The organism is Amycolatopsis sp. NPDC104863, assembly GCF_055582965.1.
This window is the reverse complement of the sequence record NZ_JBVJOW010000007.1, coordinates 192,360-218,266: the sequence shown is the minus strand read 5'-3', so window position 1 is coordinate 218,266 and position 25,907 is coordinate 192,360. Positions and strand designations below refer to the sequence as shown.

Genomic DNA, 25,907 nt, shown 5'->3' with positions numbered 1-25,907 from the left:
CCGGCATTAGGGTCGACCATGGCACTTCCGTTCCGCTTCGGTCCGCCTTCTGGGGGCAACACGTGCGCTACCGCCTGCTCGGGCCGGTCACGGTCCTCGACGACGCGGGCGAGGTCCGGCCGGGCGGCCAGAAACAGACATCCGTGCTGGCCGCGCTGCTGCTGAACCCGAACCGCGTGGTCGCCGAAGACCGCCTGATCGACCTCACCTGGGGCGAAAACGCGCCGCCGAGCGTGCGCGGCCGGCTCCAGGTGCACATCTCGGAACTGCGGAAGCTGCTCGGCCGCGACGTCATCCTCCGGCGCGCGCCGGGTTATGTGATCGAGGTCGCGCCCGGTGAGCGGGACCTCGACGTGTTCGACGACGAGGTCGCCAAGGCCCGGGCGACGTCCGGCCCGGAAGCCGTCACGCACCTGCGGGCCGCGCTCGCGCTGTGGGACGGCACCCCGCTCGGCGGGGTGAGCGAGGCGCTGGCCGACCAGCAGGGCCCGGCGCTGGCCGAGCGCCGGCTCGTCGTGCTGGAAGAGCTGTACGAACAGGAGCTCGTCTCGGGACGGCACAGCGAGGTCGTCGGGGAGCTGCGCCAGCTCGTCGAGGAACACCCGTTCCGCGAACGGCTGCGGGCCGCGTTGATGCTCGCGCTGCACCGCTGCGGCCGCACCCCGGAAGCCCTCGAGACGTACGCGCGGGCACACGAACTGCTGGTCGACGAGCTGGGCATCGAGCCCGGCCAGGCGCTGAAGGACCTGCAGCTGCGGCTCCTGCGGGGTGAGGGCGAGCCGGCGCCGGCCGCGGTCCCGGTCGCGCCGCGGCCCGCCGAGCTGCCGCTGGACGTCCGCGGGTTCGCCGGCCGGGCGCCGGAGCTGGCCGCGCTCGACGAACCGGGCGACGTCTGGGTGATCACCGGGACCGCGGGTGTCGGCAAGACCGCGCTGGCCGTGCACTGGGCGCACACCGCGCGGGCCCGCTACCCGGACGGCCAGCTGTACGTGAACCTGCGCGGCTTCGACGCCGACGACGAGCCGCTCACGCCCGCCGCGGCGCTCGCGCAGCTGCTGCGCACCCTCGGCGTCGACCTGCGGGACGTGCCGCCGGGGCTCGACGACCAGAGCAAGCTCTACCGGTCGCTGCTGGCGGACCGGCAGGCGCTGGTGGTGCTGGACAACGCGCGGGACGCCGCGCAGGTGCTGCCGCTGCTGCCGTCGTCGGGGCGGGTGCTGGTGACCAGCCGCCACCGGCTCGACGAGCTCGTCGCCCGCACCGGCGCGCGGTCGCTGGGCCTGGCCCAGCTGCGGGAAGCCGACTCACGGGCGTTGCTGAGCGCGCTGCTCGGCGAGCGGGCCGTCGCCGAGCCGGAAGCCGCGGCCGAGCTGGCCCGGCTCTGCGGCCACCACCCGCTCGCGCTGCGGATCGCCGCGGCGAACACCGGCGGCGCCAGCATCGGCGAGCTGGTCGAGGAGCTGCGCGGCGACCCGCTGGCCCGGCTCGGCTTCGACGGCGCCGAGGAAAGCGCCGTCGCCAAGGCGTTTTCCCTGTCCTACCAGGCACTTCCGGCCGGGCTGCGGCAGGCGTTCCGGCTCCTGGCGCTGGTGCCGGGTGCCGACTTCACGGCGGTCGCGGCGGCGGCCCTGCTGGACGTGCCGGCCGGGGAAGCGAGCCGCCGGCTGCGCGGGCTGGCCGCGGCGAACCTGCTCGAGGCGCACGCGCCCCGCCGGTTCCGCTTCCACGACTTGGCCCGGCGGTACGCCGAGCAGTGCATTCGCGCCGACGAAGACGAGCCGTCGCGCGAGCAGGCGTGGGAGCGGCTGTTCACCGGTTACTGCGCGGCCGCGGACGCCGCCGTCGCACTGCTCGGCGCGCGGATCGTGTCGCTGCCCCGCGAAGACGCGCCGGCCGCGCCGAGCCCGATCGCCTTCGCCGACGCCGCCGAAGCCGTGGCGTGGCTCGACGTCGAGGTCCCGAACCTGTCGGCGGCCCTGCGGCAGGCGGCGACCCGCGGGCCGTACCCCGGCGCGTGGTACCTCGCGGACGCGTTGCGGCGGTTCTTCCACGACCACGGCCGCCGGGCGGAGTGGCTGGAGCTGGCGCCGATCGTGCTGCGGGCGGCGCAGGACCACGGCGCCCAGCCGGCCGAGGCGCTCGTGCACCTGTCGATCGGCGGCGCGTACTTCCGCGAAGGGCATCACGAGGCGGGCATCCGGCACTCGGAGAAGGCGGTGCTGGCCAGCCGGGCGTGCGGCTGGCGCGAGTGCGAGGCGACGGCGGTCGCGAACCTGGGCTCGATGCTGGAGTGGACCGGCCGGCTGTCGGAGGCGGTCGAGCACAGCCGTCGTGCGATCCAGCTGTTCCGCGAGCTGGGCAAGCGGTCGGGTGAGGCGTTGGCGCTGAATTCGCTGAGCTGCCACTACCGGCAGCTGGGCCGGCTGGAGCAGGCCGAAGACTGCCTGGTCGAGGCGGTCGCACTGGCCCGCAAGGAGGACCTGGCGTTCTGGGCGGCGGCGAACCTCGCCGACCTCGGCTGGGTCCTGCTGGCGACGGGCCGCCCGGCAGAGGCGGACGAGGTCCTGGAGGAAGCGCTGCGAGCGTTCCGCGAGGTCGGCTCGAGCTTCGGCGAGGCAACGGCGCTCACGGCAATCAGCGCGCTGCAGCTGTCCCGCGGCGACGCCGAAACGGCGGCTCGGACGGCAACGGCGGCCCTGGAGTGCGTCCGCCGCGACGGAGACCGCCAGGTGGAGACGGCAGCGTTGATCGCCCTCGGCCGAGCAACAGAGGGCGGCGACCTGACGACGGCGGAGCGCGTCCTGCGCGAGGCGAGCGAGCTGACGGCGGAGTCGGGTCTGCGGGGGCAGCAGGCCGAGGCGTCGGCGACTTTGGCGCGGGTGCTGGCGGCGGGCGGCCGGGTGAGTGAGGCGGGCGAGCACGCACGAGCGGCGTTGGACGCGGCTCGGGCGGGCGGGTTCCGCGTGGTGGAGGCGGACGCGCTGCTCGGATTGGCCGCGGTGGAGGCGGCGGCCGGACGTTCGATGCTGGCGGATGGGACGGCTCGGGAGGCTCGGGCGTTGTATCGGGCGGTCGGGCATGTGACGGGCGAGGCGCTGGCGGATGGGTTCTTGCGTGAGTTGGGTGGCCGGGCGACAGGCTGAGCGTTCCTGCGCGAGCTGGGTGGCCGGGCCACCGGCTGAGCATTCCCGCGCGAGCCGGGCGACCAAGCCACCAGCTGAACATTCCCGCGCGAGCTGGGCGACCGGCCACTGGCCGAGCATCCCCACGCGAGCCGAGCGACCAAGCCACCAGCCGAGCAACCCCACGCGAGCCGAGCGACCAAGCCACCAGCCGAGCAACCCCACGCGAGCCGAGCAACCCCACGCGAGCCGAGCGACCAAGCCACCAGCCGAGCAACCCCACGCGAGCCGAGCGACCAAGCCACCAGCCGAGCAACCCCGCGCAAGCCGGGCCGCCAAGCCACCAGCCGAGCATCCCTGGGCCGCCGGACCACCGGCCGAGCGGCCTCAGCGGACCCACCCGAGCGCCCGCGAGCCGGGCCGCCGAGGCACCGGCTGAACAGCTTCCCCAGAGCCGCCCGCTTCCGCCTACCCCACGGGCCGTACCCCACCCCGCGCACCAAAGCTGAGCCGCGCACCCCCGGCTGCGAGCCGCAGCCCCCGCCGAGCAGCGGGAAGCGCTGGAACTCACCAACCGCTCTTCGGGGGAGTCGAAGCCCCGACCGGGTGCCCGGCAGGCGGCCCAGCGCGCTCGCCCGCCGCGCCCGCGCCGGGCCCGCACGGGATAATGACCACATGCCCCGTCCCAAACACGTCCCCGCGAGCGATCTCCGGCTCCCGGACGCGCTGCAGCCGGGGCGGCCGAAGGGTGACCAGCTCCGCGAAATCCTCGAAAGCGTCGCCACCGAGGCCGGGCCCGGGCGGCTGATGCCGTCCGAACGGTTCCTCGCCGAGCACTTCCAGGTCGCCCGGGGCACCGTGCGGCAGGAGATCAACCGCCTGGTCGCCGACGGTGTCCTCTACCGCCAGCACGGCACCGCCACCTTCACCGCGCAACGGCAGGCCGCGCACATCGACATGCTGACCTCCTTCACCGAAGACATGAAGGCCCGCGGCGTCGTCCCCAAGACCAAGGTCCTGCACGCCGAGGTCGAAAGCGCCGGCCCCCGGATCGCCGGGCGGCTGAACGTTCCGCCCGGCGCGAAGGTCTTCCGGCTGGAGCGGCTTCGCTACGTCGAAGACGAGCCGTTCGCGGTCGAGCGCACCAACCTGTCCGTCGACCGGTTCCCGGACATCGAGCTCTTCGACTGGGAGACGCAGTCGCTGCACCGCACCCTCGAGGAACGCTGGGGCGTGCACGCCGAATGGAACGACACGGCCATCTCCGCGGTCCTCCCCAACACCCACGACGCCGCCCTGCTCGGCATCGAAGCCAGCCAGCCGTGCCTCATCATCGAAGGCACGCTGCACGACCAGAGCGGCGGTGTCATCGAGGCGGGCCGGTCGCTGTACCGGGCCGACCGCTACACCGTCTTCACGCAGGCTCGGCGGAGCACCAGCTGAGGTGGTGCGCCCGGAGCAGCTTCAGGCAGTGCTCCACCAGCACCTCGGCGGCGTCCGGGCCGAACAGCGTCACGTACGACTCGTAGATCCCGTCGCGGTGCCCCTCCGCGTCGGGCAGGTACCCCAGATACCCGTCGGTGTAGCCGATCACGCGGGTGTGGTGGAACGGGCTGCCCCGCCGGATGCGCAGCCCCAGCGACGCGAACAGCTCGAACGGCGTGTGCAGCCAGGCGATCTCCCCCAGCGACACCACGCTGACCGGGACCTCCGCGCAGCCGGTGGGCCGGTCGCTCGCCGCCATCGCGGCGAGCATCGCGCAGCCCTCGTACCGCGTCTGCGCGATCCGCACGGCCGGGTGGTCCTCGCCGTGGCCGGCGAGCTCGCGCTGCCACTCCCGTTCGGCCGCCTCCCGCAGCTCCAGGCTGTCCTCGATGGACGGCACGTCACGGTAGGGCAGGAACAGCGACGACCGCGACAGCCGGACCGGGCCGGTGGCCGCGGGCGCCGGGACCGCCGCGGCGAGCGTCCGGGAGATCGACGTCGCGAGGTGGCCGCCGAGCGTACGGACCTCGTCGTGGCCACGGCCGCGCCGCACGAAGCGTGAGCTCGCGTCGCCCGCCGCGCCCTGCAGGAACGCCGCGACCGGCCGCCCGATCAGCGCGGCCAGCTCGCGGCGGGTCGCGCCCGGCCAGTCCGCCGACCAGCTGAGGTTGTCGGGGCCGAGCACCGTCGGGTGGCTCGCGTAGTCGAAGAGCAGCGCGGCCGGCGTGTCGTCCTCGCGGCGCAGTTCGAGCACGCCGAACGACGTGTCGTGCGGCCCGTCCGGCCGGTAGCGATTGCCGCCGACGGCTTCGGTCTCGCCCGCGTGCCAGCACGCCCGCACCCGGCCGCGCCCGGCGCGCAGCCGCAGCGCGGCCCCGGTGACCTGCTCCGCCATCCGGCCGACCAGCCCGGCGTCCCGCCGTCCGGGCAGCCCCGGGTGCAACGGGCCGGTCCAGCCTTCGGGCCCGGAGTGGGTGTGCGACGCGCAGACGAGCACCCGCGCCGGGTCGATGCCCACCGCGGCCGCGACGGCGTCGGCGAGGGTGCGGGTGAGGCCGGCGTCGGCCGCGAGCGCGTCCAGGGCCAGCCACAGCACACCCGGGTCGTCCTCGGTCGAGAGCCAGATCAGCGACGCCTCGAGCTCGTCGTGCGTGCCCGTCGCGACGCCGTCCCTGGCCAGGTACCCGCCGAGCGGGTGCCCGGGTCCCGGGGTGATCCGGACGTCCTGCGCGGACAGCAGCAGCGCGCCGGTCACCAGGTCGATTCCAGGACGTCGACCACGCCGTCGCGGCCGGCGGCGCGGGCCACCCCGGCGAGCTCGGTGACGTCGCCGGTGGTGTGCAGCAGGACTTCCAGCAGCATCGGCAGGTTGAGCCCGGACACGAGCTCGAAGCCGGGCCGCGTGGCGGCGAGCGCGCGGACGGCGTTGAACGGCGAGCCGCCGTGCAGGTCGGCGAGCACGAGCACGGCGGGCGCGTCGCCGGCCAGCTCGTGCACGCGGACGCCGAACTCCTCCGGGCTGTCGTGCGGGCGCAGCTCGCAGACCTTCAGCCGCGACTGCGGGCCGAGGATCATTTCGGCGGCCTCGCCGACTCCGGAAGGCAGGCTTCCGTGCCCGGCGAGGATGATCGGGACGGTCATGACGGTCTCCCTCAACTCTTCGCCGGGGCCGGCGCGAACCAGCCGAGCCACCCCAGAACCACCCCGGCGACGACAACGATGGCGATGACCCAGACCGGCCGCAGCCGGGCCTTCGCGGTGAGCAGGTACACCCCGGCGGTGACCAGCACCGGCAGCAGGAACGGGACCAGCTCGTCGAGCCGGTCCTGGATCGCCACGGCCTGGGTCACCGGCTGCCCCTGGACCGTGGTGGTCTGCCGGTAGGTCAGCGTGGTGACGACCTTGACGATCGACGGGACGAACCCGCCGAGCACGACGAACCCGAGCACGGTCGCCCCCTGCGCGACCCGCGCGAGCGCGCCCGCGGCGAGGTGCCCGGCCAGCCGTTTCCCCTCGCGGTAGGCGAACCCGAACTGCCAGCGCCGCACCAGCGCGTAGGGCACGAGCACCATCACGGCGGCGAACGCCGGGCCGAGCCAGTTGCCCTGCAGCGCCCACGACGCGCCCATGGTGAAGACGATGCTGTTGTACAGCGCGAAGACGACGGTGTCGCCGATGCCGGCCATCGGCCCCATCAGCGCGACCTTCGTGCTGGCGGCCGACTTCGGCGTGCCCGCCTCCTCCAGCGCGACGGTCGAGCCGAGGATCAGCGGGCCGCCGACCAGCACGGAGGTGTTGAAGAACTGCATGTGCCGCTGCAGACCGGCGACGTAGTCGGCCTTCTCCGGGTAGAGCCGGCGCAGCGCCGGTTCCATCGCGTACGCGAACCCGAGCGCCTGCATCCGTTCGTAGTTCCAGGAGATCTGGCTCGCCCAGAAGTACCGGCGGTACACCCGTTTCAGGTCCTGCCTGGTCAGCCGGGGGTCCATGCTGGACTCTTCGGCGGAGTCGGGGACGGTGATGGCCGGCTCGTCACGCTTGAGCGTCACGAACAGCATCGCGACGGCGACGCCGATCAGCGCGATCCCCAGCACCGGCAGGTGCAGGTAGGCGAACCCGACGAACCCGATCAGCAGCAGGTACCAGTAGCGCGAGAGCTCCATCATGCCGAGCAGCAGCGCGAAGCCGACGGCCGGGAGCAGCGACCCGGCGAGCGTCATGCCCTGCACGAACCCGGCGGGGATGCTCGCGGTGATGTCCTTCACCAGCCCGCCGGACGCGGCGAGCGCGGCCAGGAACGTCGGGATCGCGCGCACCGCGGCCCACGGCACGAGGCTGACCCAGTGGATCATCGCCAGGCCGCGCGCGTTGCCGTCGGCGGCGTAGGAGTCGGCCCGGTGCACCAGCGCGGTGGTGACCATCTTGCCGACCGGGTCGAGCGCGGAGAGCAGGATCGCGGCCGGCAGCCCGACCCCGATGCCCACCGCGACCTGCGCGGACACGTCCCCGGCGGCGCCCGCGGCCAGCGCGGTGCCGACGATCGCCCCGGTCTGGTAGTCCGGGATCGTCGCGCCGCCGTAGGTGTAGACGCCGAGCGCGGCCAGCTCCAGCGTCGCGCCGATCAGCAGGCCGAGCAGCGGGTGCCCGGTGATCAGCCCGGCCACCGAGCCGGCGATGAGCGGGCGCTGGGCGTAGATGAGGAACGGGCCGAGCCCGTCGTAGGTGCAGTAGATCGCCCAGATGGTCAGGGCCAGCGCGACGAGCATGCGGGGCTAGAGCCCTTTCCGGTCGAGCAGCGGGACGAACTCGGCCGGCTTGTCCTGCGGCATCAGCTGCGTGACCAGCGGGACGCCGGTCGCGGCCAGCTTGCGGTAGGCGTCGGCTTCGTCGGCGGTGACGGCGATCGAGCGGGTGACCATCGTGTAGGCGGAACCCGGCCGCGGCGCGACGTTGCCGACGTTGACGACCTCGGGCCGCAGCCCGCCCTCGACGAGGCGGAAGGCGTCTCCGGGGTCCTTCACGATGATCATGACACCGGTCTCGGCGGGCGCGGTGAGCGTGTCGGCGACGGTGAAGACGTCGGTGGGCAGCCCGCGCGCGGCCTGCGGGAGCAGCATCCGCTGCAGGTCGTCGGCGGCGACGTCGTCGTTGCAGACGACCAGCCGCCGGATGCCGAGCCGCCGGGTCCACGCGACGGTGACCTGCCCGTGGATCAGCCGGTTGTCGATCCGGACGTGTGCCCCCGCCATGTTTCTCCTCCCGGACGGCAGGAGACATCCTTGGTCAGCCCCAGTAGCCGTGTCAACACTGGCTGTGACCGGTCTCTCGCCGACGGCTTCGCGCGGCCGACGGAAGGACCCCTCAGACCTTCCGTCGGCCCGCGAGCGCGAAGCCCCCCTCTGGTACCCCGGACCCTCCCATAAAGGTATATACCAGTATGGACCGTCGTGATCGACTGTCAAGACCTGTACCGCTCAGCGGGCCGGAAAGATCACCGGCCGGTCGGCCGACCGAAATACGGCGAACGCCCTCCGTGAGCGATTCACTCCAGGCTGTCCGTTCTTGTCAGTGACAGCCGCCAAACCCGCTCCTATCATTCCCAGTGGTCTAGACCGCACTTCTCGCCCCCTGCCGTACCGGGAAAGGCGGAACTCCCCCATGACCACCGGATCCTGGCGCCTCGCCGCGCTCAGCACCGCCCTCGTGTTCGCCACCGCGCTGGTCCCGTCGGCCGCCGCCGCGGGTGACGGCACCGAGCAGCTCCCCGACCACCTCCGGACGCGGACCGCGGCCGCCGCCCCGCTGTCCACCGTCTGCGACGGCGACGGCACCAGCGGAAAGCGCGTCCAGGCGCTGTACGTCCGCGGAACCGGCCAGGCCGACCGCTACGGCCAGTTCGTCGCCCAGTTCCAGACGTTCGCGAGCCAGATCGACGACGCGTTCGTCGAAGCCGCGAGCCGGCTCGGCGGCGGTGTGCGGCACGTCCGGTACGTCACCGACGCCGGCTGCCGCGCGACGGTGAACAACGTGACCATCGCCCAGGGCGACATGGCGACCGTCGACACGATCACCAACGCCATCAAGGCGCAAGGCTACAACCGCGCCGACCGCAAGTACGTCGTCTGGTACGACAAGGACGGCTGCGGGCTCGCTTTCGGCAACGGCGGCAACGACAGCCCCGGTTCGGGCAACCCGTACAACGCCGGCCCGCACTACGCGACCGTCGGCACCGGCTGCTGGTCGTGGCAGGCGACCGGGCACGAGCTGCTGCACACCCTCGGCGCCGTCCAGGGCAGCGCCCCGCACTCGAGCGCCTTCGGCCACTGCTGGGACGACGAAGACATCATGTGCTACGACGACGGCGGCCTGCCGAACCCGCCGGGCGGCCTGGTGAAGGTCTGCCCCGGCGCGCCCGAGAACCAGCTTGACTGCCTCGGCGACGACTACTTCAACACCAACCCCACGCCGGGCAGCTACCTCGCGACCCACTGGAACGTCGCGACGAGCGCGTACCTGATCGCGAGCGGCACGCCCTACCCGGCCGGCCCGATCACCGGGCTCGGCGGCAAGTGTGTCGACGTCAGCGCGTCGAACACCGGCAACGGCACCGCGATCCAGCTGTGGACCTGCAACAGCACCGGCGCGCAGCGGTGGACGAAGCAGAACGGGACGCTGCGGGCGCTCGGCAAGTGCCTGGACGTCTCGAACAGCGGCACCGCCGACGGCACCCTCGTCCAGCTGTGGGACTGCAACACCACGGGCGCGCAGACATGGCAGGCACGGGCCGACGGCACGCTGCTGAACCCGCAGTCGGGCAAGTGCCTCGACGCGACCGGAAACGCCTCGGCCGACGGCACCCGCCTGCAGATCTGGACCTGCGCGGCCACCGCGAACCAGCGGTGGGCGACGCCCGCCTGACCAATTCGGAAATTCCCCGCAACCTGGCCGGGTCACCGTCGTTAACGCATCGTCGCATGAGGGAGGGAAGGCATGTCGGCCGTCACAGCGAACATCGTCCCGCTCCGGCACGCCCGGCCGGGCGTGGTGGCGTACGTGAAGAGCCCGGCCGACTGGTTCGTCGCGAACAGCGGCTGGGTCCAGGGCAGCGACGGCGTCGTGCTCGTCGACACCTGCGGGACCGAGCAGGCGACGCTGGAGCTGCTGCGCGACGTCCGCAAGTACGCGGGTGAGCAGGAGCTCACGGTCGTCATCACGCACGCGCACGGCGAGCGCCACAACGGGCTCGGCGTCGCGCTGCGCGAAGGCGGGACGGCGCTGGCCGCGCCGGGCAGCGTCGAGGCCGTGAAGGCCGGACCGCAGACGTACGGCAACGTCTTCACCTACACGCGGTGGGGCGTGCTCGAGCCGCCGGAGCCGGACGCGGTCCGCCCGGTGCCCGGCTGGCGGCGCCTCGACCTCGGCGGCGCGGCGGCGGATGTGGTGGCGGTACCCGGCGTCGCGCACACGGCGGGTGACCTGGTGGTGCACGAGCCGCGGTCGGGCACGCTGTTCACCGGCGACCTGGTGTTCGTCGGCAGCACGCCGATGGCGGTGCACGGCTCGGTCCCGGGCTGGCTCGAAGCGCTCGACTGGCTCCAGGACACGTTCCGCCCCCGCACGGTGGTCCCCGGCCACGGCCCGGTGGCGACGCCGGGTCACACGGCGGTGCACGGCATGCGCGTCTACCTCGAGTGGCTCCTGGAGGTGACGGGCCGCCAGTCCGACTTCACGAAGCTGGCGCAGCAGGCGGCCCTGCGCTGGCCGACGTGGCGCAACCCGGAGCGTCACATCGGCAACCTGATGCGCGCGTACGCCGACCAGCACCACCGCAAGCTGGACGTCGACCTGGCGATCGACGCGGTCCTGGCCGCGGCGGGCGGCCGGATCGACCTCGACTACCTGCTGGACGGCGAACCGGTGCGGCGGATTTCCTAGGAACCCGCGCCACCCACGCTTTCCAGCAGCTTCCGCAGAGTCCCGGCCAGCTCCTCGCGCTCCTCGGCACCGAGCGTCGCCAGGATCCGGTGCTCGGTCTCGACGTGGTCCGGCAGGGCCCGGTCGATCAGCTCGCCGCCCGCCTCCGTCAGCCGGACGCGGACCCCGCGGCCGTCCGTTTCGTTCGGCGTGCGCTCGACCAGGCCGCGGGCCTCCATCTTGTCGAGGCGCTGGGTGATCGCCCCCGACGTCACCATCGCCGAACGCATCAGCTCCGTCGGGGTCAGGCGGTACGGCGGGCCGCTGCGGCGCAGGGTCGCGAGGACGTCGAAGGTCGCGCGGTCCAGGCCGTGGCGGGCGAACGTCCGGCGCAGCTCGGTGTCGACCAGCGCGGCCAGGCGGGACAGCCGGCCGATCACCGCCATCGGGGAGACGTCGAGGTCGGGGCGCTCGGCCTGCCACTGCTCCAGGACGCGGTCCACGTGGTCGGGCATCGGCCCAGCGTAACCGAAACCTTAGCGGTAAGTGAGCAGTGGCCATTTACCTTAGCGCTGAGGTAATCTGTCTTAGTGCTCAACAAACTGCTCACCGCCCTCGCCCCGGCGATCTGGGGCACCACCTACCTCGTCACGACCGAGCTCCTGCCGCCCGACCGCCCGCTGCTCGCCGCGGTCGTCCGCGCCCTGCCCGCCGGGCTGCTGCTCGTCGCACTCACCCGGCGCCTGCCGAAGGGCGACTGGTGGTGGCGTTCGCTCGTGCTCGGCACGCTGAACATCGGCGCCTTCCTCGCGCTGCTGTTCGTCGCCGCGTACCGGCTGCCCGGCGGTGTCGCCGCCACGCTCGGCGCGTTGCAGCCGCTGCTCGTCGCGGGCCTGTCCACCGGCCTGCTCGGCGAACGCCTGACGCGGCGCGTCGTCCTCGCCGGCGTCGCGGGGGTGGCCGGGGTCAGCCTCCTGGTCCTGCAGGCGGACGCGCGGCTAGACGCGCTCGGGGTCGCCGCCGCGGCCGGCGGCGCGGTCGTGATGGCCACCGGTGTGGTGCTCAGCAAGCGCTGGACGTCGCCCGCGCCGCTGCTGGCGACCACCGGCTGGCAGCTCGTCGCGGGCGGGTTGGTGCTCGTGCCGGTCGCGCTGGCCGTCGAAGGGCCGCCGCCCGCCGTCCTCACCGGCGCGAACCTGGCGGGCTACGGCTACCTCGCGCTGATCGGCGCCGCGCTCTCGTACACGTTGTGGTTCCGCGGGATTCGCACGCTGTCCGCGACGCAGGTGACGTTCCTCGGGCTGCTGAGCCCGGTCGTCGCGACGCTGCTCGGCAGGCTCGTGCTCGGCCAGCGGCTGACGGCGTGGCAGCTGCTGGGCGCCGCGGTCGTGCTCACCGCCGTCGTCTTCGGGCAGCGCCGGGCGTTGGGCCGGACGGGGGCTGATAAGTATCAGCCTTTGACAACCGCTCACCGGGGCACCGACTCTGAAATGGTCTGAACAACTTGCGATCATCGGCCTCGACGAGGAGGCGCCCGTGCGCACGAGAACTCCCTTCCGGCGGCGGCTGGGGGTGCTGGCCGCGGCGGTCGCCGTCACCGCCGGCCTCACGACCGCCGTCGCCGACGCGGTCCCTGCCACGATCCCCTTGAAGATCACCAACAACTCCGGCCGCGGCGACCAGGTCTACCTCTACGACCTCGGCACCAACCTGGCCACGGGCCGGCAGGGCTGGGCCGACGCCAACGGCACGTTCCACGCGTGGCCCGGTGGCTCGGTGCCGCCGGTCCCCGCACCGGACGCGTCGATCCCCGGCCCGGCCAACGGCCAGTCGATCACCATCCGGATCCCCAAGTTCTCCGGCCGGATCTACTTCTCCTACGGGCAGAAGCTCGTGTTCAAGCTCGCCACCGGCGGCCTGGTGCAGCCGGCGGTCCAGAACCCGTCCGACCCGAACGTGAACATCCTCTTCAACTGGTCGGAGTACACGCTCAACGACGGCGGCCTCTGGCTCAACAGCACGCAGGTCGACATGTTCTCGGCGCCGTACGCGGTCGGCGTGCAGCCGGTGGGCGGCACGACGAAGTCCACCGGGCACCTGAAAGCGGGCGGGTACAACGGTTTCCTGAACTCCCTGCGCGGCCAGCCGGGCGGCTGGGCCAACCTGATCCGCACCCGGTCCGACGGCACGGTCCTGCGCGCGCTCGCCCCGAGCCACGGCATCGAAGCCGGCGCGCTGCCCTCGAACGTGTTGCAGGACTACATAAACCGCGTCTGGACTAAGTACAGCTCGTCGACGCTGACGGTGACACCGGTGGCCGACCAGCCGAGCGTGAAGTACTTCGGGCGGGTCTCGGGCAACGTCATGAACTTCACGAACACCTCCGGCGGCTTTGTGACGGCGTTCCAGAAACCCGACTCCGACAGCGTTTTCGGCTGTTACAAGAACCTCGACGCCCCGAACGACGTCCGCGGCCAGATCTCACGCACGCTCTGCGCGGGTTTCAACCGCTCGACGCTGCTGACGAACGCCAACCAGCCCGACAGCAGTTCGGCGGGGTTCTACCTGGACAGCGTCACGAACCAGTACGCGCGCAAGATCCACGCGCAGATGGCGGACGGCAAGGCGTACGCGTTCGCCTTCGACGACGTGGGTCACTACGAATCGCTGGTCAACGACGGGAACCCGGGGACGGCTTATCTGACGTTGGATCCGTTCAACTAGGGAGCCGGGAAGCGAACCGGCCCCGGGACCGCACGCCGGTCCCGGGGCCGGTTGCTTTGGTGGAGCGGGATATCCTGCCCTCCTTCGCCCCTGCGAGCCCGGAGCTTTTCTGTGGAGTGGTTAAAAGTCGTCCTCGACTTCATCGCCTCGCTCGCGTGGCCGGTCACGCTCGTCGTTTTCCTGCTCGTGTTCCGCCCGTCGATCCGCGCTCTGCTGGCGCGTCTCACCCGGGCCGAGGTCGCGGGCCAGAAGTTCGACTTCGGCGCTGAGCTCAAGGCTGCCGAAAGCAGCGCGGAAGCCGCGATCGACGCCACTCGCAACGGCAAGACGCCGAGCCCGCCCGCCGACGAGCGCGAAGAAGAACCGGCGGACGAAGAAGAATCCGAGCCGAAGGCGCACGTTGCCGGCTCGCTGCTCGTCGGGGCGCAGCCCACCGGGCTGGTCATGCAGTCCTGGATCAGGATCGAAGCGGCGCTCGACGGCCTGTACCGGAAGGTGTTCGGCGCCGACCGCGCGGCCAAACCGGCGACCGTCCAGCGCAAGGTGACCGAGCTGGCCGACCACCTGCCGGCCGACGCGGTCGACAGCATCCAGCGCATGCGCCGGATGCGCAACGAGGTCGCGCACGGAAACGCCCAGGTCGACCTGGGCGGCGCCATCGCCTACGCCGAAAACGCCACCGCCGTCGTGGATCTGATCGACTACGTCACCCGCTCGACGCCGGCCTGGATGTGATGTCCGGGGACGTTGTCCCGAGGTGAGGTGACCCGGAACCACATCACCCGCCGGAGGCCTTCGTGTCCCACCCTCACCCCACGCACCCGACTGCGACTCGCTCGCCTGATCGTCGAACAGGGCTGGACCTGCACCCAAGCGCCGAAGATGTTCACGGTCGCCACCAAAACCGCCCGCAAATGGGCCGATCAACCGGCTCACCCGCATCGACCAGGCGACCGGCGAACCGCTGCGCCGCTACGAACACGACCATCCCGGCTCGCTGATCCACGTCGATGTCACCAAGTACGGCAACATTCCCGACGGCGGCGGGCACCGCTTCGTCGGCCGGCAGCAAGGCGAGCAACAAACGCGCCACCGCGGGCCTGCCCCGCGGCGCCGACCGCAAGCCCCGCACCGACACCGCGTTCGTCCACACCGTCATCGACGACCATTCCCGCGTTGCCTACGCCGAAATCCACACCGACGAAACCGCCGCCACCTCGGTACTCCGCCAGGCGGTGGCCTGGTTCGCCACCCGCGAAACGCACCCGGCCCTACCGGCCACAAGCCAACGGCAAGATCGAACGCACCTAGAGCTTCACTCTGTCCGGCACCACCGGGGTGTCCCCCAGCCACGCGCACCCCGGTTCCCCGGCGTACACCGGCACCGGCACCGCCGTGCCGGTCTTCACGATGACCGCCGGTTGGCCGCAGGCGGCCACCTCCCACACCAGCAACGGCACGACGAGCGCAGTAATCCGCATCCGCATGATCGGCTCACCCCGTTTTTGAGTTCTCCACACTCCCAACCGGGCACACGGCAACCGTCGCGAGCCGGTTCAGGGCGAACGGGTGTATTTCCCGGCCGTCTCGGGGATCGGTGAAAAGGGGGGAAAAACGGCGAAGGAGTCCCCCGATGGCGTACAGGTCCGAAGGGCCGCTCTTGGTTAGGCTGAGCGGGTCAAGCGGAGGTGAAGTGGACACCACGACGCTGTTCGAAAAGGCCGCCGGCGGGGATCAGGCGGCTTGGGACGCCCTTGTCGACCAGTACGCGAGCCTGCTCTGGTCGATCGCCCGCGGCCACCGGCTTTCCGACGCCGACGCCGCCGACGTCGTCCAGACGACCTGGCTGAAGCTGGTCGAGAACTTCGGCCGGATCAAGGAGCCCGACCGGCTGGCCGGGTGGCTGGCCACCACCGCCCGGCACGAGTGCCTCCGCCAGATCCGCCGGGCCGACCGGGAACGCCCGGTCGACGACGAAACCTGGCAGTCCGAGCCCGCGCCGGGCCCGGGTGTCGACGCCGCGCTGCTGCTCGACGAGCGCGACGCGACGCTCTGGCGAGCGCTGGCGACGTTGTCCGAGCAGTGCCGTCGGCTGCTGCGGGTGCTCATGGCCACTCCCCCGCCTTCGTACGCGGAGGTGTCCGCCGCCCTGGACATGCCCGTCGGGAGCATCGGCCCGACGCGGCAGCGTTGCCTGGGCCGGCTGCGGGAGCGGGCCGGCCACGCCGGGCTCGGGACGGAGGCCGGCGCGTGAACGACGACGAGCTGCTCGACCGGCTGCGCACGGCCGCCGCCCAGGCCGACCCGGTGCCGGACCTCGTGCTGCGCCAGGCCCGCGCGGCGCTCGGCACCCGCGACCTCGACGCCGAGCTCGCCGGCCTCGCGTTCGACTCCGACCTGGCCGAGGCGGGCGCGGTCCGGGCGGACGGCGACGACGTCCGGCTGCTGTCGTTCGAGTCACCGCGGGTGTCGCTGGAGCTGCAGGTGGAGTACGCCGACGGCCGGGTGGTGCTGCGCGGGCTGGTGACCGGCGCGGTCGGCGCCGCGGTGATCGAGGCGCCGGGCGAACGGCACGAGCAGCCGATCGACGAGGACGGCTGGTTCACCGCGACCGGCCTGCCCCGCGGCGCGACGCGGGTCCGGGTCACCGCGCCGGACGGCACCACGGTGACCACGGGCTGGGCCGGGCTCTGAGCACACGGCGGCCGAGCGCCGCCGCCGTCATCATGGAGCTGTGCGGATCACGGCCTGGTGGCGCGGTATCAGTCCACGGCGGCGCCTCCTGATGGGCGGGGTCGCCGTCGCGGCCGTGGTCGTGGTGGCCGCGACCGCCGTCGCGACCTCCAGCGGCAGCGCGGCGCCCCGCAGCGGCACCCCGGACCAGGGCCGGCCGGGCCCGGTGCTGCTCGTCCCCGGGTACGGCGGCGGGCAGGGCGCGCTCAACGCCCTCGCCGAGCGGATCCGGCAGTCCACCGGCCGCACCGCCGAGGTGCTCACCCTGGCCGGCGACGGCACCGGTGACCTGGTCGAACAGGCCGCCGTCCTCGCCGACGCCGTCGAGCGGGCGTACGCGGGCGGAGCGCCGTCGGTCGACGTCGTCGGCTACTCCGCGGGTGGCGTCGTGGCGCGGCTGTGGGTCAGCCGGGACGGCGGTGACCACCAGGCCCGCCGGGTCGTCACGCTCGGCGCGCCGCTGCACGGCACCGGCCTGGCCGCCGCGGGCGGCGCGCTCGTCCCCGGCGCGTGCCCGACCGCCTGCGTCCAGCTGGCCCCGGGCAGCGCGCTGCTGCGGGAGCTCGACCGCGAGCCGATCCCGTCGACGCTGCCGTGGCTGTCGGTCTGGACCGAGCAGGACGAGACGGTCACCCCGCCGGAGTCGGCGCGGCTCGACGGCGCCGTCAACGTCTCGCTGCAGCAGATCTGCCCCGGCAACCAGGCCGCGCACGGCGACCTGCCGACCGATCCCGCCGTCACCGAGCTCGTGCTGCAGGCCCTCGGCACCAGCCCGCTCGAAGCTCCGTCGGACTGCGTCAGCTCGTGACGTCCTTCGTCGCGAAGTTCGCCCACGCCGCCCCGAAGAACACCACGATGTAACCGGCCTGCAGCAGCAGCCCGTGGTCGATGTTGCGCCACAGCACGGGATCCCGGAAGAAGTCGATCCACGAGAGCCAGTAGTGCGTCGGCAGGTAGGGCTTCACGGACGCGGCCGCGTCCAGCGTCTCCAGCACCGAGCTCGTGATCAGCACGGCCAGCCCGCCCAGCGCGGCACCGAGTGCCGAGTCGGACACCGTGGACAGGAACACCGTGATCGCCGCGAACCCGAGCATCGACACCACGATGTAGGTCACCGCGCCGAGCAGCCGCAGGCCGAGCGCGGACGAGTTGAGCGACTGGCCCGACAGCGACGTCACCCCGGTCGGCTGGCCGCCCGGCCCGGCGACCCCCGGGGTCCCGCCGGTGCCGAACAGGATCACGCCGAGCACCAGCGACGTCAGCACGACGATCACGATCGCCGCGGTCACGTACACCGCCAGCGCCACCATCTTCGCGCCCAGCAACCGGGTCCGGCCGACCGGCCGCACCAGCAGGTAGCGCAGGGTCCCGGTGGACGCCTCGCCGGCGATCGAGTCGCCCGCCGCCACGGCGACCGCGATCGGCAGGAACAGCGGCAGCACCAGCGCGAGCGCCGCGGCCGGGTACAGCGCGCCGTCGTTCACCACCGCCGAGAGGAACGCCCCGCCCTGCCCCGGCGGCGGCGCGAAGTCGGCCGTCGCCAGGAAGACCCCGACGATCGCCGGCAGCAGGCACAGCAGCAGCACGCTGAACCACACCCGCGGCCGCAGCACCAGCTTCCGCAGCTCGACGCCGATCACCCGGCCGCTCCGAACCGGTCCGAGCCCGGACCTGTCACGTCGAGGACGACCTGTTCGAGCGTCCGCTGTTCGGCGTGGATCGACGTCACGCGCACCCCCGCTTCGACGAGTAGCGCGTTGAGCGCCGCCGGGTCGCCGTGCCGGATCACCAGGCGGTCGCCGTCGCGGGACTCGAGCTGCCCGTCGAGGACCGCCGCGGCCGCCGCCGGGTCCGGCGTGCCGACCAGCACCCGGCCGGTGGCCGCCCGCAGCGTCGCGAGGTCCTCCTCCAGCACGAGCCGGCCGCGGTCGACCACGCCGACGCGGGTGCACAGCTGCTCCACCTCGGCCAGCAGGTGGCTGGAGAGGAACACGGTCGTGCCGCCCGCGTTCAGCTCGACGAGCAGCTCCCGGATCTCCTTGATGCCCTGCGGGTCGAGGCCGTTGGTCGGCTCGTCCAGGATCAGCAGCCGCGGCCGCCGCAGCAGCGCGCCGGCGAGCCCGAGCCGCTGCCGCATGCCGAGCGAGTACGCCTTCACCGGCCGCTGGTCGACCCCGCCGAGGCCGACCTGCTCCAGCACCCCTTCGATCCGCTGCCGCCGGGTCCGCCGGGCGCCGCCGCGCCCGGCGGCGTCGAGCAGCGTCAGGTTGCGCCGCCCGGACAGGTGCGGGTACGCGGCCGGGCCCTCGACGAGCGCGCCGACCTGCGGCAGCACCTCGGCGACCCGCTTCGGCACCGGTTTCCCGAGCACCTCGATCTCGCCGCTGGTGGCGTAGACGAGCCCGAGCAGCATCCGGACCAGCGTCGTCTTGCCGGAGCCGTTGGGGCCGAGGAAGCCGTAGCGGTCGCCTTCGCGGACCTCCAGGTCGACCGCGTCGACGGCGACGGTCGCGCCGTACCGCTTGGTCAAGCCGCGCGTGACGATCATCGGCCGCTCCGGCGCAGCCGGGACAGCTCGTCCGCGGCCGACCGCAGCACGTCCGCCGTCACCGACCCGGCCAGCAGGTACGACCGGCGCGAAACAGTCGAGCGGACGATCGCGAGCGACAGCGGGGTGATCGACAGCTGCACCACGGTCCCGCCGGGCAGCCTGACCTGCGTGCCACCGGCCTTCCCGGCGGCGTCGGCCGCCGCGATCGCCACGTTGCGCGGCACGGCGACCACCACGAAGGACGCCAGCCCGGCGCCGTAGAGCGCGGCGCCGACGATCCCGCCGAAGTCCGACGACGCGACGGACCGGCCGAGCAGCGTCCCGGGCAGGGGAACCTGGCTGAACGCGCCGAGCGTGTCCGAGATGTCCGGGGCGCTCGCCACGGTGAACCCGGAGCCGAGCACGGGCCGCGGCGCCTCGACGACCGGTGTTGTCTGCTCGAGCTGCTGGAACTCGCTGACCAGGATCGGCGCGTGCTGCCCGCGGGCGGTCACCTCGACCCGCACCGGCAGCCCGGTCACCGGGTCGGCCCAGACGTCCACCTGCCCGATCGTCGTGTCCGGGTCGGCGGGGGTGAGCCGCAGCCCGGACGCGGCGACGCCGGCGACGTTCCGCCCGGGCAGTGTGCTCACCGGGTCGTCCTTCGCCGCCTGGAAGATCCGCAGCGCGAGCGCGGGCGGCAGCAGGTCGGCGGCCCGCGGGAGCCGGACGGTCGGGTCGCCGATCAGCCTGGTCAGGGTGTTGTCCCCGTAGTCCCAGGTGTACTCGCCGTCGGGCAGCCGGTAGACGTCGTGCTCCCCGGCGGTGCCGAGGATGTCGACGCGGTAGCGGTCCGGGCCGGCGTACCAGGCGCGCATCGGCGTCCGGCCGGAGAACAGCGCGGTGACCGGGGCGAGGTTCGGCAGCTCCGGCAGGGCCAGCGACCCGGCGCTTTCGGCGTAACCCTGGTAAGGCTGCCCGCCAGAGGTCAGCACGAGAGCCCGCAGCCGCCCCGGGTCGACGGCGCCCCCGGCAGGGGAAAGCGCGGCAACGACGGACGGCACGGAAACCAGCACGGCGGCCACCACGGCGACGACCGCCCACCGGCGCCGCTTTTCGTGCCGCACCACCGAGGGCGTCATCCGGCATCACCTCTGCGTCCTTTGTACGCCATGGCACCGGCCCCGGCGCTACGGTCGAAGGGTGACGGCGCCCGTTCACGCTGTGGTCCGGAGCTGGTCCCGCTCCGGTCACCCCGCTTAGCCCGGCGGGTTCTTCGGCGCGGCGGCTCCGGCGAATCCCGGCGCCACCACCGGACGACTACGCCCGCTACCGGGCGGACCGCGCCCGGATCCACCCGCACCACGCTGACCCCCGCGCGAGGGAAACCTGACCCGGCTGGGGTTCGCCGCGCGCACCCCGCTCGATCAGCCCGGCCGGGCCGATCGCCAGGTCACGGCTCGGTCCGGAACGCCACGGACCATGCCAACCCCCGGTTATCCTCACCGCAGCCGAAGAGGGAGAGGCGTGCGGTGACCGAAGAGCCCCGTAACCAAGCCGAGGAAATGATCGCCGAGGCCAAGAAAGCCCTCTGGGTGATGGTGGGCCTGCTGGCGGTGCTGTGGGCGGTCCAGATCGTCAACGCCCTCGACGGGTACGACCTCAGCGGCCAGTTCGGCATCGAGGCGCGCGACCCGGCGTCGCTGCCGGAGATCTTCAGCGCGCCCTTCCTGCACCTCGGCTGGGACCACCTCGAAGCCAACTCCGGCCCGCTGTTCGTCTTCGGCTTCCTCGCGGCCTACCGCGGCGTGAAGAAGTGGCTGGGCGTGAGCCTGCTGATCGTCGTCGCGAGCGGGCTGGGCGTCTGGTTCGTCTCACCGTCGACCTCGGTCACCGTCGGGGCGAGCGGTCTGGTGTTCGGCTACTTCGGCTACATCATCGTGCGCGGGCTGTTCGACCGGCACCCGATCGACATCGTGATCGGGCTGGTGATGGCGTTGTGCTTCGCCTACCAGTTCTCGTCGCTGCTGCCGGGCGACGAGCGGGTCAGCTGGCAGGGCCACATGTTCGGCTTCGTGGGCGGCATCGTCGGCGGCTGGGTCTTCCGCGACCGGCGGCCGAAGGCGGTCGCCGCCCCCGACGCGGCGACCACCCTGCTGCCCAAGGACCTCACCTAGGCGGTTCGAGCTCCGCGTCGACGACCACGCGGACGTAACGGCCGATGACCAGACGCGGCACGCGCATGCCGAGCGGCGCGCGGTCCAGCGTCCCCGTGGCGCGGAAGCCGTCGCCGGCCGGTTCGACGGTCAGCGTCAGCGGGCAGGACGTCCCGCGCAGCGTCAGCTCGCCGTCGACCGCCCAGCCGGTGTCCGTGCGCCGGACACCGGTGGACGCGAACGTCATCGCCGGACGCGCACCGCTGTCGAGGAGGTTCGGCTTCCGCAGGTCGGCGTCGCGACGCGGGTTGCCGGTGTCGAGCGCGCCGAGGTCGAGCTCGGCCTGGACCGCGGTCACTTGGCCGCCGGTCACCTCGACGGTCCCGGTGCGGACCGGGATGGCGCCGCCCACGCGGTTGAAGCCGAAGTTGCGGACCTCGAACGCCGCCGTCGTCCGTCCATTTCGGACGGTCCAGGTCCCGGCGCGGAGCGCGGCCGCGGTGTGCGGGCTCATCGCGCACCCGCCGGGGCCGGCAGGGCCGCGTGCAGCACACGGTGCAGGTCGACGCGGTCCGGGCCCGGCAGCAGCGCGGGGTCCTCACCCGGCAGCAGCTCGGTGGTCGAGATCGCCCGCTGCGTCGCCTCGATCGCTTCGATCGACGCCGCGAAGCCGACGACGACCAGCGCCCGGTCCTCGCCGATCAGGACGTAGGTCGCCCCGACCCCGTCGAGATCGCGGACGGCGGGCCAGATCCGCTCGCGGCCGGCGCGCAGCTCGGCGGCCGACTGGTCGGCGCTGCGCGGGCCGCCGAACCAGGTGATCTGGGCGACCGCGGCCGCGTCGGACACCGTGTGGACGTCGGCGACCCGGTAGACGCCGGTGTCGAGCCAGGTGGTCCCGGCGGGCCGCCGGGCCGCGGCTTCGGCGGCCGCGGCGGCATCGGGCCAGAAGGCCACGACGGCGCCGGACAGCCCGCCGACCTGGGTGAGGGTGCAGGCGCCGAGCGCGCCCTGGGCGAGGTCCGCGCCCGGATCGGTGCCCAGGGGCCCGAGCGGGACCCGGAACTGGTGGACGGTGGCGTGCATGACGTGCCCCTTTCCGCTGGTCATCGTGTGTGAGGACCACCTTCGGCGGCAACGGCGCCACCGGCATCAGTGCCAGTACGGAGAACGGCACTGAAACCAGACCCGCAAGGGATACTGCTCGAATGACGCGCAGCGAGCCGTTCGTCGGGCGGGCCGGTGCCGCGGCCGACCTGCGCGCGTGGCTCGCGGCGGCGGCCGGGGGCGCCGGTGCCCTCGTGCTCGTCGGCGGCCCGGCCGGGATCGGCAAGACCCGCCTGGTCGAGACGGTCACCGGCGCCACCGCCGTCTGGGGCCGCTGCGTCGACGACCCCGGCGCGCCGCCGCTGTGGCCGTGGCGGCGGGTGCTGCGGGCGCTGCCGGAAGCCGGCGCCGAGGTCTCCCGCGCCCTCGCCGAGCTGGACGAGCACCGCGGCGCCGACCTGGTCGCGGCCCGGTTCCGGTTCGTCGCGCTGGCCGCCGACGCCCTGGTCGCCGCGGCCGAGCCGGCCGGCCTGGTCGTCGTCCTCGAAGACGTCCACTGGGCCGACGACGCTTCCCTGCGGCTGCTGCGGCACCTCGCGGGCGAGATCCGCCGGTCGCGGCTCGCCGTCGTCGCGACCCACCGGGACACCGAGTCTGCCGGCGCGCTCTTCGAAGCGCTGCCGGACCTGCTGGGCCGGCCGGGCACGGAAACCCTGCGCCTGGGCCCGCTCACCGAACCCGACGTCCGCGCATACCTCGCCGAGGTCGGCCGGACCGGCGTCGACGTCCAAGACGCGCTGCGACGCTCCGGCGGCAACCCGCTCTACCTCAAGGCGGTCGCGCGGTCGTCGGCGACCGGCGGCGGGGAAGCCGAGCTGCGGCACCTCGTCCGCACCACGGTCTCCGGGCTCGACACGAACGCGCGTGAGCTGCTCGCCATCGCCTCGGTCGTCGGTGAGGAGGTCGACGCGCACGTCGTCGCCGAGGTCGCCGCGCAGCCGGTGGCCGACGTCGTCACCGCACTCGACCGCGCCGTGCGCGCCGGGGTGCTGCTGCCCGCCGTCGCCGGGTCACGGCGGTTCGCCCACGCCGTCGTGCGCGACGGCATCTACGCCGACCTCGACCAGGGGGTCCGCGAAGACCTGCACGCCCGGACGGCGACGGCGCTGGAGCAGCGCCCCGATCCGGCGCTCGCCGGGGTGGTGGCGGGGCACTGGCTGCGGTCCGCGCCGACCCGGGACACACTCACCCGCGCGGCGGACCGGGCCGAAGCCGCGGCGCGGGACGCCACCCGGTCGCTGGCCTTCACCGAAGCCGCCCGGTTCCTCGCGCTCGCCCTCGACTGCCGACGCCGGCTCGGCGGTGACCCGGCCGCCCTGCTCGTCGAGCTCGCGACCGCGGAGTACCGGGCGGGCCGGTTCGCGCGGAGCCTCGAGCACGCGCGCGAAGCCGCCGAACTGACGTCGGACCCGGCGCTGGTCGTCGCGGCGGCGCTGGTCGTGCGGGACACCGCCGCGCCCGACCTGCTGGCCGGAATGGCCGAGCTGACGGCGGCCGCGCTGACCGCGGCCGGCCCGGACGCGGACCCGGCGGTGCGGGCGAAGCTGCTCGCCCAGGCCGCCGCGGTCGCCGCCGACCACGGCAAGACCGGCGAGGCGGTCAAGACCGCCGACGAAGCACTGGCCCTCGCCGAGCTGTCCGGGGACGAGGAGGCGCGGATCGACGCGGTCCGCGCCCGGCTGAAGATCCGTCCGATGGAGCTGCCGCTGGCCGACCGGCTGCGGCTCGGCGCGCTCGCCGTGTCCCTCGGCGGCACCGGGCGGCCGCTGGTGGCGTTGTGGGGCCACAAGTGGCGCGTGGACGCGGCGTTCGAGGTCGGCACGATCCCGGTCGTGGACGACGAGCTCCGCGCGATCTCCGCGCTCGCGGCGTCAACACGGCTGCCGCTCGTCCGCTGGCACGAGCTACGCCTTCGCGCGTCGGTCGGCGCCTACCGCGGCGAGTTCGCCGACGCGCGCGAGCTGAACCGGCTCGCCGGGGCGCTCGCGGCGGCGGAGCTGGCCGAAGACCGCTCCACTATGGGAATGTCCTTCGCCTTCGCGCTCCAGCTGGCGCTGCTCGTCGGTGACCCGGCCGAGCTGCCCGAGGGGTACGAAGAGCTGCTGGCGATCGCGCCGCCGTTGCCGATCACGATCGTTTCGCGCCCGCTCTGCGCGCTGGTCGCCGGCCGGCGCGACGAGGCTCGGGCGGGGTACGACACCCTGCGGCCGCGGCTGCGCGACCCCGACTTCATCGGGCACTCACCGGGAATCGGGCCGAACCTGCTGCCACTGTTGGAGGAGTTCCGGGACCTCGAGACGGCCGAGTGGCTCGCGAAGCAGCTGGCCGGCGAACCGCCGTTCGGCTCGGGCGGCGCGGGCACCTTCTGCGGCGACTGCTCCAGCAGCTCGGCCGCCCGGCTCGCCGCGCTCCTCGGCCGGCACGACGAGGCCGTGACGCTGTTCGAGGAGGCGATCGTGCTGGACGCGCGCCTCGGCGCCCGCCCGTACGTCGTCCACAACCGCGTCCGGCTGGCGGCGTCGCTGACGGCGCTGGGTGAGCCGGCGCGCGCGGAAACCCTGGCCCGGCAGGCCGCCGACGAGGCCCGGCGGCTCGGCATGCCCGGCTGGCTGCGCGACGCGACGGCGTTGCACGAGGGCGCCCGGAACGCGGCCGACCCGCTGACCGGGCGGGAGCGCGAGGTCGCGGTGCTGGTGGCCGCCGCGCTGAGCAACCGGCAGATCGCCCGCCGGCTGGTGCTTTCCGAGCGGACGGTCGAAAGCCACGTCCGCAGTGTGCTGGCCAAGCTGGGGCTGGCGAACCGGACGGAGGTCGCGGCCTGGGCGCACCGCCGCGGCCTCACGCCGGACTGAAGTCCAGCACGGCCCGCACGAACTGGTCCGGGTCGGAGTCCATCGCCTGGTGCGCCTGGCCGTGCAGCGGCACGACGCCGGCGCCGGGGATGCGCTCGGCCACCGCTTCGGCGGCGAGCCGCAGGTACTCCGGGCTTTCCGTGCCGGCGAGCAGCCGGACCGGGATCGTGATCCCGGCCAGCCGGTCGTCGAACACCATCGCCTCGACCACGGCCAGCTCACGCGGGATCGTCGGCGCCGCGGCGACCCGGGACGGCCAGACCGGGGTCGCCCGCATCGCCTCGACGTCCGCCGCGGAGAGCCGCAGCGCCTCCCGCAGGAAGATCTCCAGGATCTCTTCGGGACCGGCGGCCGCCGCCATGCGCTCACGCGCGTCCGGCCCGACCACGAACTCCCCCGGCTTCGGCCGCGGCGGCTCGTAGGCCAGCAGCCGGCCGACCGCACCGGTGAGCTGGACGGCTTCCAGCGCGCAGAGGGCGCCGTAGGAGTGCGCGAGCAGGTAGACGTCTCCCCCGGCGGCCTCGGCGACGGCGGCGATGTCCTGCCCCTCGCGCCGGATGTCGTAGGCGCCGGCCTCGTCACGGCTGAGGCCCCGGCCGCGGCGGTCGACGAGGTGCAGCCGGAACCGCCGGGCCAGCTGCTCGCGGACCGCCGTCCAGCGGTGGTGGTCGGCGCCGGTGCCGTGGACGAGCACCATCGGCGGGCCGGATCCCGCCGTCTCGAACCCGACAACCGTCCCGTCCGGCGACCTGACCGTGCTCGACATGCGTCGAACCTAGCGCCC

24 protein-coding genes and 1 pseudogene are annotated in these 25,907 nt (G+C 73.5%); 13 read left to right on the top strand and 12 right to left on the bottom strand.

Annotated elements, in window-relative coordinates:
* Window positions 1–62 precede the first annotated feature (62 nt).
* Both ACZ63J_RS34535 and ACZ63J_RS34530 read left to right on the top strand, forming a co-directional pair.
* Entirely contained in the window at window positions 63–3,143 is a 3,081-nt protein-coding gene (locus ACZ63J_RS34535) for an AfsR/SARP family transcriptional regulator (protein ID WP_465398931.1), read from the top strand.
* Between the two features lie 654 nt (window positions 3,144–3,797).
* A complete protein-coding gene (locus tag ACZ63J_RS34530; protein ID WP_465311581.1) occupies window positions 3,798–4,565 on the top strand; it encodes a GntR family transcriptional regulator in 768 nt (255 codons plus the stop codon).
* On the opposite strand, the gene ACZ63J_RS34525 is transcribed toward ACZ63J_RS34530, so the two are convergent.
* The 4 genes from ACZ63J_RS34525 to ACZ63J_RS34510 are packed head-to-tail and all read right to left on the bottom strand — an operon-like array spanning window position 4,537 to window position 8,356.
* Entirely contained in the window at window positions 4,537–5,862 is a 1,326-nt protein-coding gene (locus tag ACZ63J_RS34525) for a hypothetical protein (RefSeq protein ID WP_465311582.1), read from the bottom strand. The two genes, ACZ63J_RS34530 and ACZ63J_RS34525, sit on opposite strands and share 29 nt — an antisense overlap.
* Complete coding sequence (locus tag ACZ63J_RS34520) at window positions 5,859–6,248, bottom strand: PTS sugar transporter subunit IIA (RefSeq protein WP_465338427.1); 390 nt, start codon at window positions 6,246–6,248, stop codon at window positions 5,859–5,861. The genes ACZ63J_RS34525 and ACZ63J_RS34520 overlap by 4 nt, the downstream gene beginning before the upstream one ends.
* An 11-nt stretch (window positions 6,249–6,259) precedes the next feature.
* Window positions 6,260–7,873, bottom strand: coding sequence for a PTS system mannose/fructose/sorbose family transporter subunit IID (locus ACZ63J_RS34515; protein ID WP_465398930.1), 1,614 nt, complete (start codon window positions 7,871–7,873; stop codon window positions 6,260–6,262).
* A 6-nt stretch (window positions 7,874–7,879) separates the two neighbouring features.
* Entirely contained in the window at window positions 7,880–8,356 is a 477-nt protein-coding gene (locus ACZ63J_RS34510; protein WP_465398929.1) for a PTS sugar transporter subunit IIB, read from the bottom strand.
* Window positions 8,357–8,765: 409 nt separating this feature from the next.
* Between ACZ63J_RS34510 and ACZ63J_RS34505 the strand changes: the two genes are divergently transcribed.
* Entirely contained in the window at window positions 8,766–10,025 is a 1,260-nt protein-coding gene (locus ACZ63J_RS34505; RefSeq protein ID WP_465398928.1) for a ricin-type beta-trefoil lectin domain protein, read from the top strand.
* Between the two features lie 72 nt (window positions 10,026–10,097).
* On the top strand, window positions 10,098–11,042 hold the full coding sequence (locus tag ACZ63J_RS34500; RefSeq protein ID WP_465398927.1) for an MBL fold metallo-hydrolase: 945 nt from the start codon (window positions 10,098–10,100) through the stop codon (window positions 11,040–11,042).
* Here ACZ63J_RS34500 and ACZ63J_RS34495 read toward each other — a convergent pair.
* Window positions 11,039–11,536 carry a MarR family winged helix-turn-helix transcriptional regulator gene (locus tag ACZ63J_RS34495; RefSeq protein ID WP_465398926.1) on the bottom strand — a complete coding sequence of 166 codons (498 nt, stop codon included), beginning with the start codon at window positions 11,534–11,536 and terminating at the stop codon, window positions 11,039–11,041. The genes ACZ63J_RS34500 and ACZ63J_RS34495 overlap by 4 nt on opposite strands.
* 75 nt (window positions 11,537–11,611) lie before the next feature.
* Here ACZ63J_RS34495 and ACZ63J_RS34490 point away from each other — a divergent pair, with 75 nt between their 5' ends.
* From ACZ63J_RS34490 to ACZ63J_RS34475, 4 genes and pseudogenes are all read left to right on the top strand, one after another.
* Window positions 11,612–12,520, top strand: a complete 909-nt coding sequence (locus tag ACZ63J_RS34490; RefSeq protein WP_465398925.1) for an EamA family transporter — start codon at window positions 11,612–11,614, stop codon at window positions 12,518–12,520.
* A gap of 37 nt (window positions 12,521–12,557) precedes the next feature.
* Entirely contained in the window at window positions 12,558–13,745 is a 1,188-nt protein-coding gene (locus tag ACZ63J_RS34485) for a glycoside hydrolase family 64 protein (RefSeq protein WP_465398924.1), read from the top strand.
* A 111-nt stretch (window positions 13,746–13,856) separates the two neighbouring features.
* A complete protein-coding gene (locus ACZ63J_RS34480; RefSeq protein ID WP_465398923.1) occupies window positions 13,857–14,480 on the top strand; it encodes a hypothetical protein in 624 nt (207 codons plus the stop codon).
* A gap of 42 nt (window positions 14,481–14,522) precedes the next feature.
* Window positions 14,523–15,050, top strand: a pseudogene (locus ACZ63J_RS34475) (transposase family protein); the annotation flags it as partial.
* Between the two features lie 2 nt (window positions 15,051–15,052).
* Here ACZ63J_RS34475 and ACZ63J_RS34470 read toward each other — a convergent pair.
* Window positions 15,053–15,232 (bottom strand): hypothetical protein, encoded by a 180-nt coding sequence (locus ACZ63J_RS34470; RefSeq protein WP_465311593.1) that lies wholly within the window; start codon window positions 15,230–15,232, stop codon window positions 15,053–15,055.
* A 206-nt stretch (window positions 15,233–15,438) separates the two neighbouring features.
* On the opposite strand from ACZ63J_RS34470, the gene ACZ63J_RS34465 reads away from it, so the two are divergent.
* From ACZ63J_RS34465 to ACZ63J_RS34455, 3 genes are read left to right on the top strand one after another with little or no spacing between them, the layout of a single operon-like run.
* Window positions 15,439–15,999: an RNA polymerase sigma factor gene (locus ACZ63J_RS34465; RefSeq protein WP_465398922.1), complete on the top strand. Its 561-nt coding sequence runs from the start codon at window positions 15,439–15,441 to the stop codon at window positions 15,997–15,999.
* Window positions 15,996–16,439: a hypothetical protein gene (locus ACZ63J_RS34460; protein WP_465398921.1), complete on the top strand. Its 444-nt coding sequence runs from the start codon at window positions 15,996–15,998 to the stop codon at window positions 16,437–16,439. Before ACZ63J_RS34465 ends, ACZ63J_RS34460 begins: the two co-directional genes overlap by 4 nt.
* A gap of 40 nt (window positions 16,440–16,479) precedes the next feature.
* Complete coding sequence (locus ACZ63J_RS34455; RefSeq protein WP_465398920.1) at window positions 16,480–17,286, top strand: esterase/lipase family protein; 807 nt, start codon at window positions 16,480–16,482, stop codon at window positions 17,284–17,286.
* Here ACZ63J_RS34455 and ACZ63J_RS34450 read toward each other — a convergent pair.
* The 3 genes from ACZ63J_RS34450 to ACZ63J_RS34440 are packed head-to-tail and all read right to left on the bottom strand — an operon-like array spanning window position 17,276 to window position 20,150.
* Window positions 17,276–18,118, bottom strand: coding sequence for an ABC transporter permease (locus tag ACZ63J_RS34450; protein WP_465398919.1), 843 nt, complete (start codon window positions 18,116–18,118; stop codon window positions 17,276–17,278). The genes ACZ63J_RS34455 and ACZ63J_RS34450 overlap by 11 nt on opposite strands.
* Complete coding sequence (locus tag ACZ63J_RS34445; RefSeq protein WP_465338438.1) at window positions 18,115–19,026, bottom strand: ABC transporter ATP-binding protein; 912 nt, start codon at window positions 19,024–19,026, stop codon at window positions 18,115–18,117. Before ACZ63J_RS34445 ends, ACZ63J_RS34450 begins: the two co-directional genes overlap by 4 nt.
* Window positions 19,023–20,150: a hypothetical protein gene (locus tag ACZ63J_RS34440; protein ID WP_465398918.1), complete on the bottom strand. Its 1,128-nt coding sequence runs from the start codon at window positions 20,148–20,150 to the stop codon at window positions 19,023–19,025. The genes ACZ63J_RS34445 and ACZ63J_RS34440 overlap by 4 nt, the downstream gene beginning before the upstream one ends.
* Before the next feature lie 390 nt (window positions 20,151–20,540).
* Between ACZ63J_RS34440 and ACZ63J_RS34435 the strand changes: the two genes are divergently transcribed.
* Window positions 20,541–21,185, top strand: coding sequence for a rhomboid family intramembrane serine protease (locus tag ACZ63J_RS34435; protein WP_465398917.1), 645 nt, complete (start codon window positions 20,541–20,543; stop codon window positions 21,183–21,185).
* Here ACZ63J_RS34435 and ACZ63J_RS34430 read toward each other — a convergent pair.
* Both ACZ63J_RS34430 and ACZ63J_RS34425 read right to left on the bottom strand, forming a co-directional pair.
* Window positions 21,178–21,678 carry a YceI family protein gene (locus ACZ63J_RS34430; protein WP_465398916.1) on the bottom strand — a complete coding sequence of 167 codons (501 nt, stop codon included), beginning with the start codon at window positions 21,676–21,678 and terminating at the stop codon, window positions 21,178–21,180. The two genes, ACZ63J_RS34435 and ACZ63J_RS34430, sit on opposite strands and share 8 nt — an antisense overlap.
* The gene (locus tag ACZ63J_RS34425) at window positions 21,675–22,274 is read right to left on the bottom strand and encodes a hypothetical protein (RefSeq protein ID WP_465398915.1); all 600 of its coding nucleotides are present in this window, start codon (window positions 22,272–22,274) and stop codon (window positions 21,675–21,677) included. Before ACZ63J_RS34425 ends, ACZ63J_RS34430 begins: the two co-directional genes overlap by 4 nt.
* Window positions 22,275–22,372: 98 nt before the next feature.
* Between ACZ63J_RS34425 and ACZ63J_RS34420 the strand changes: the two genes are divergently transcribed.
* Window positions 22,373–25,123: an ATP-binding protein gene (locus ACZ63J_RS34420; protein WP_465398914.1), complete on the top strand. Its 2,751-nt coding sequence runs from the start codon at window positions 22,373–22,375 to the stop codon at window positions 25,121–25,123.
* On the opposite strand, the gene ACZ63J_RS34415 is transcribed toward ACZ63J_RS34420, so the two are convergent.
* A complete protein-coding gene (locus ACZ63J_RS34415; protein WP_465398913.1) occupies window positions 25,110–25,889 on the bottom strand; it encodes an alpha/beta fold hydrolase in 780 nt (259 codons plus the stop codon). The two genes, ACZ63J_RS34420 and ACZ63J_RS34415, sit on opposite strands and share 14 nt — an antisense overlap.
* Between the last annotated feature and the right edge of the window lie 18 nt (window positions 25,890–25,907).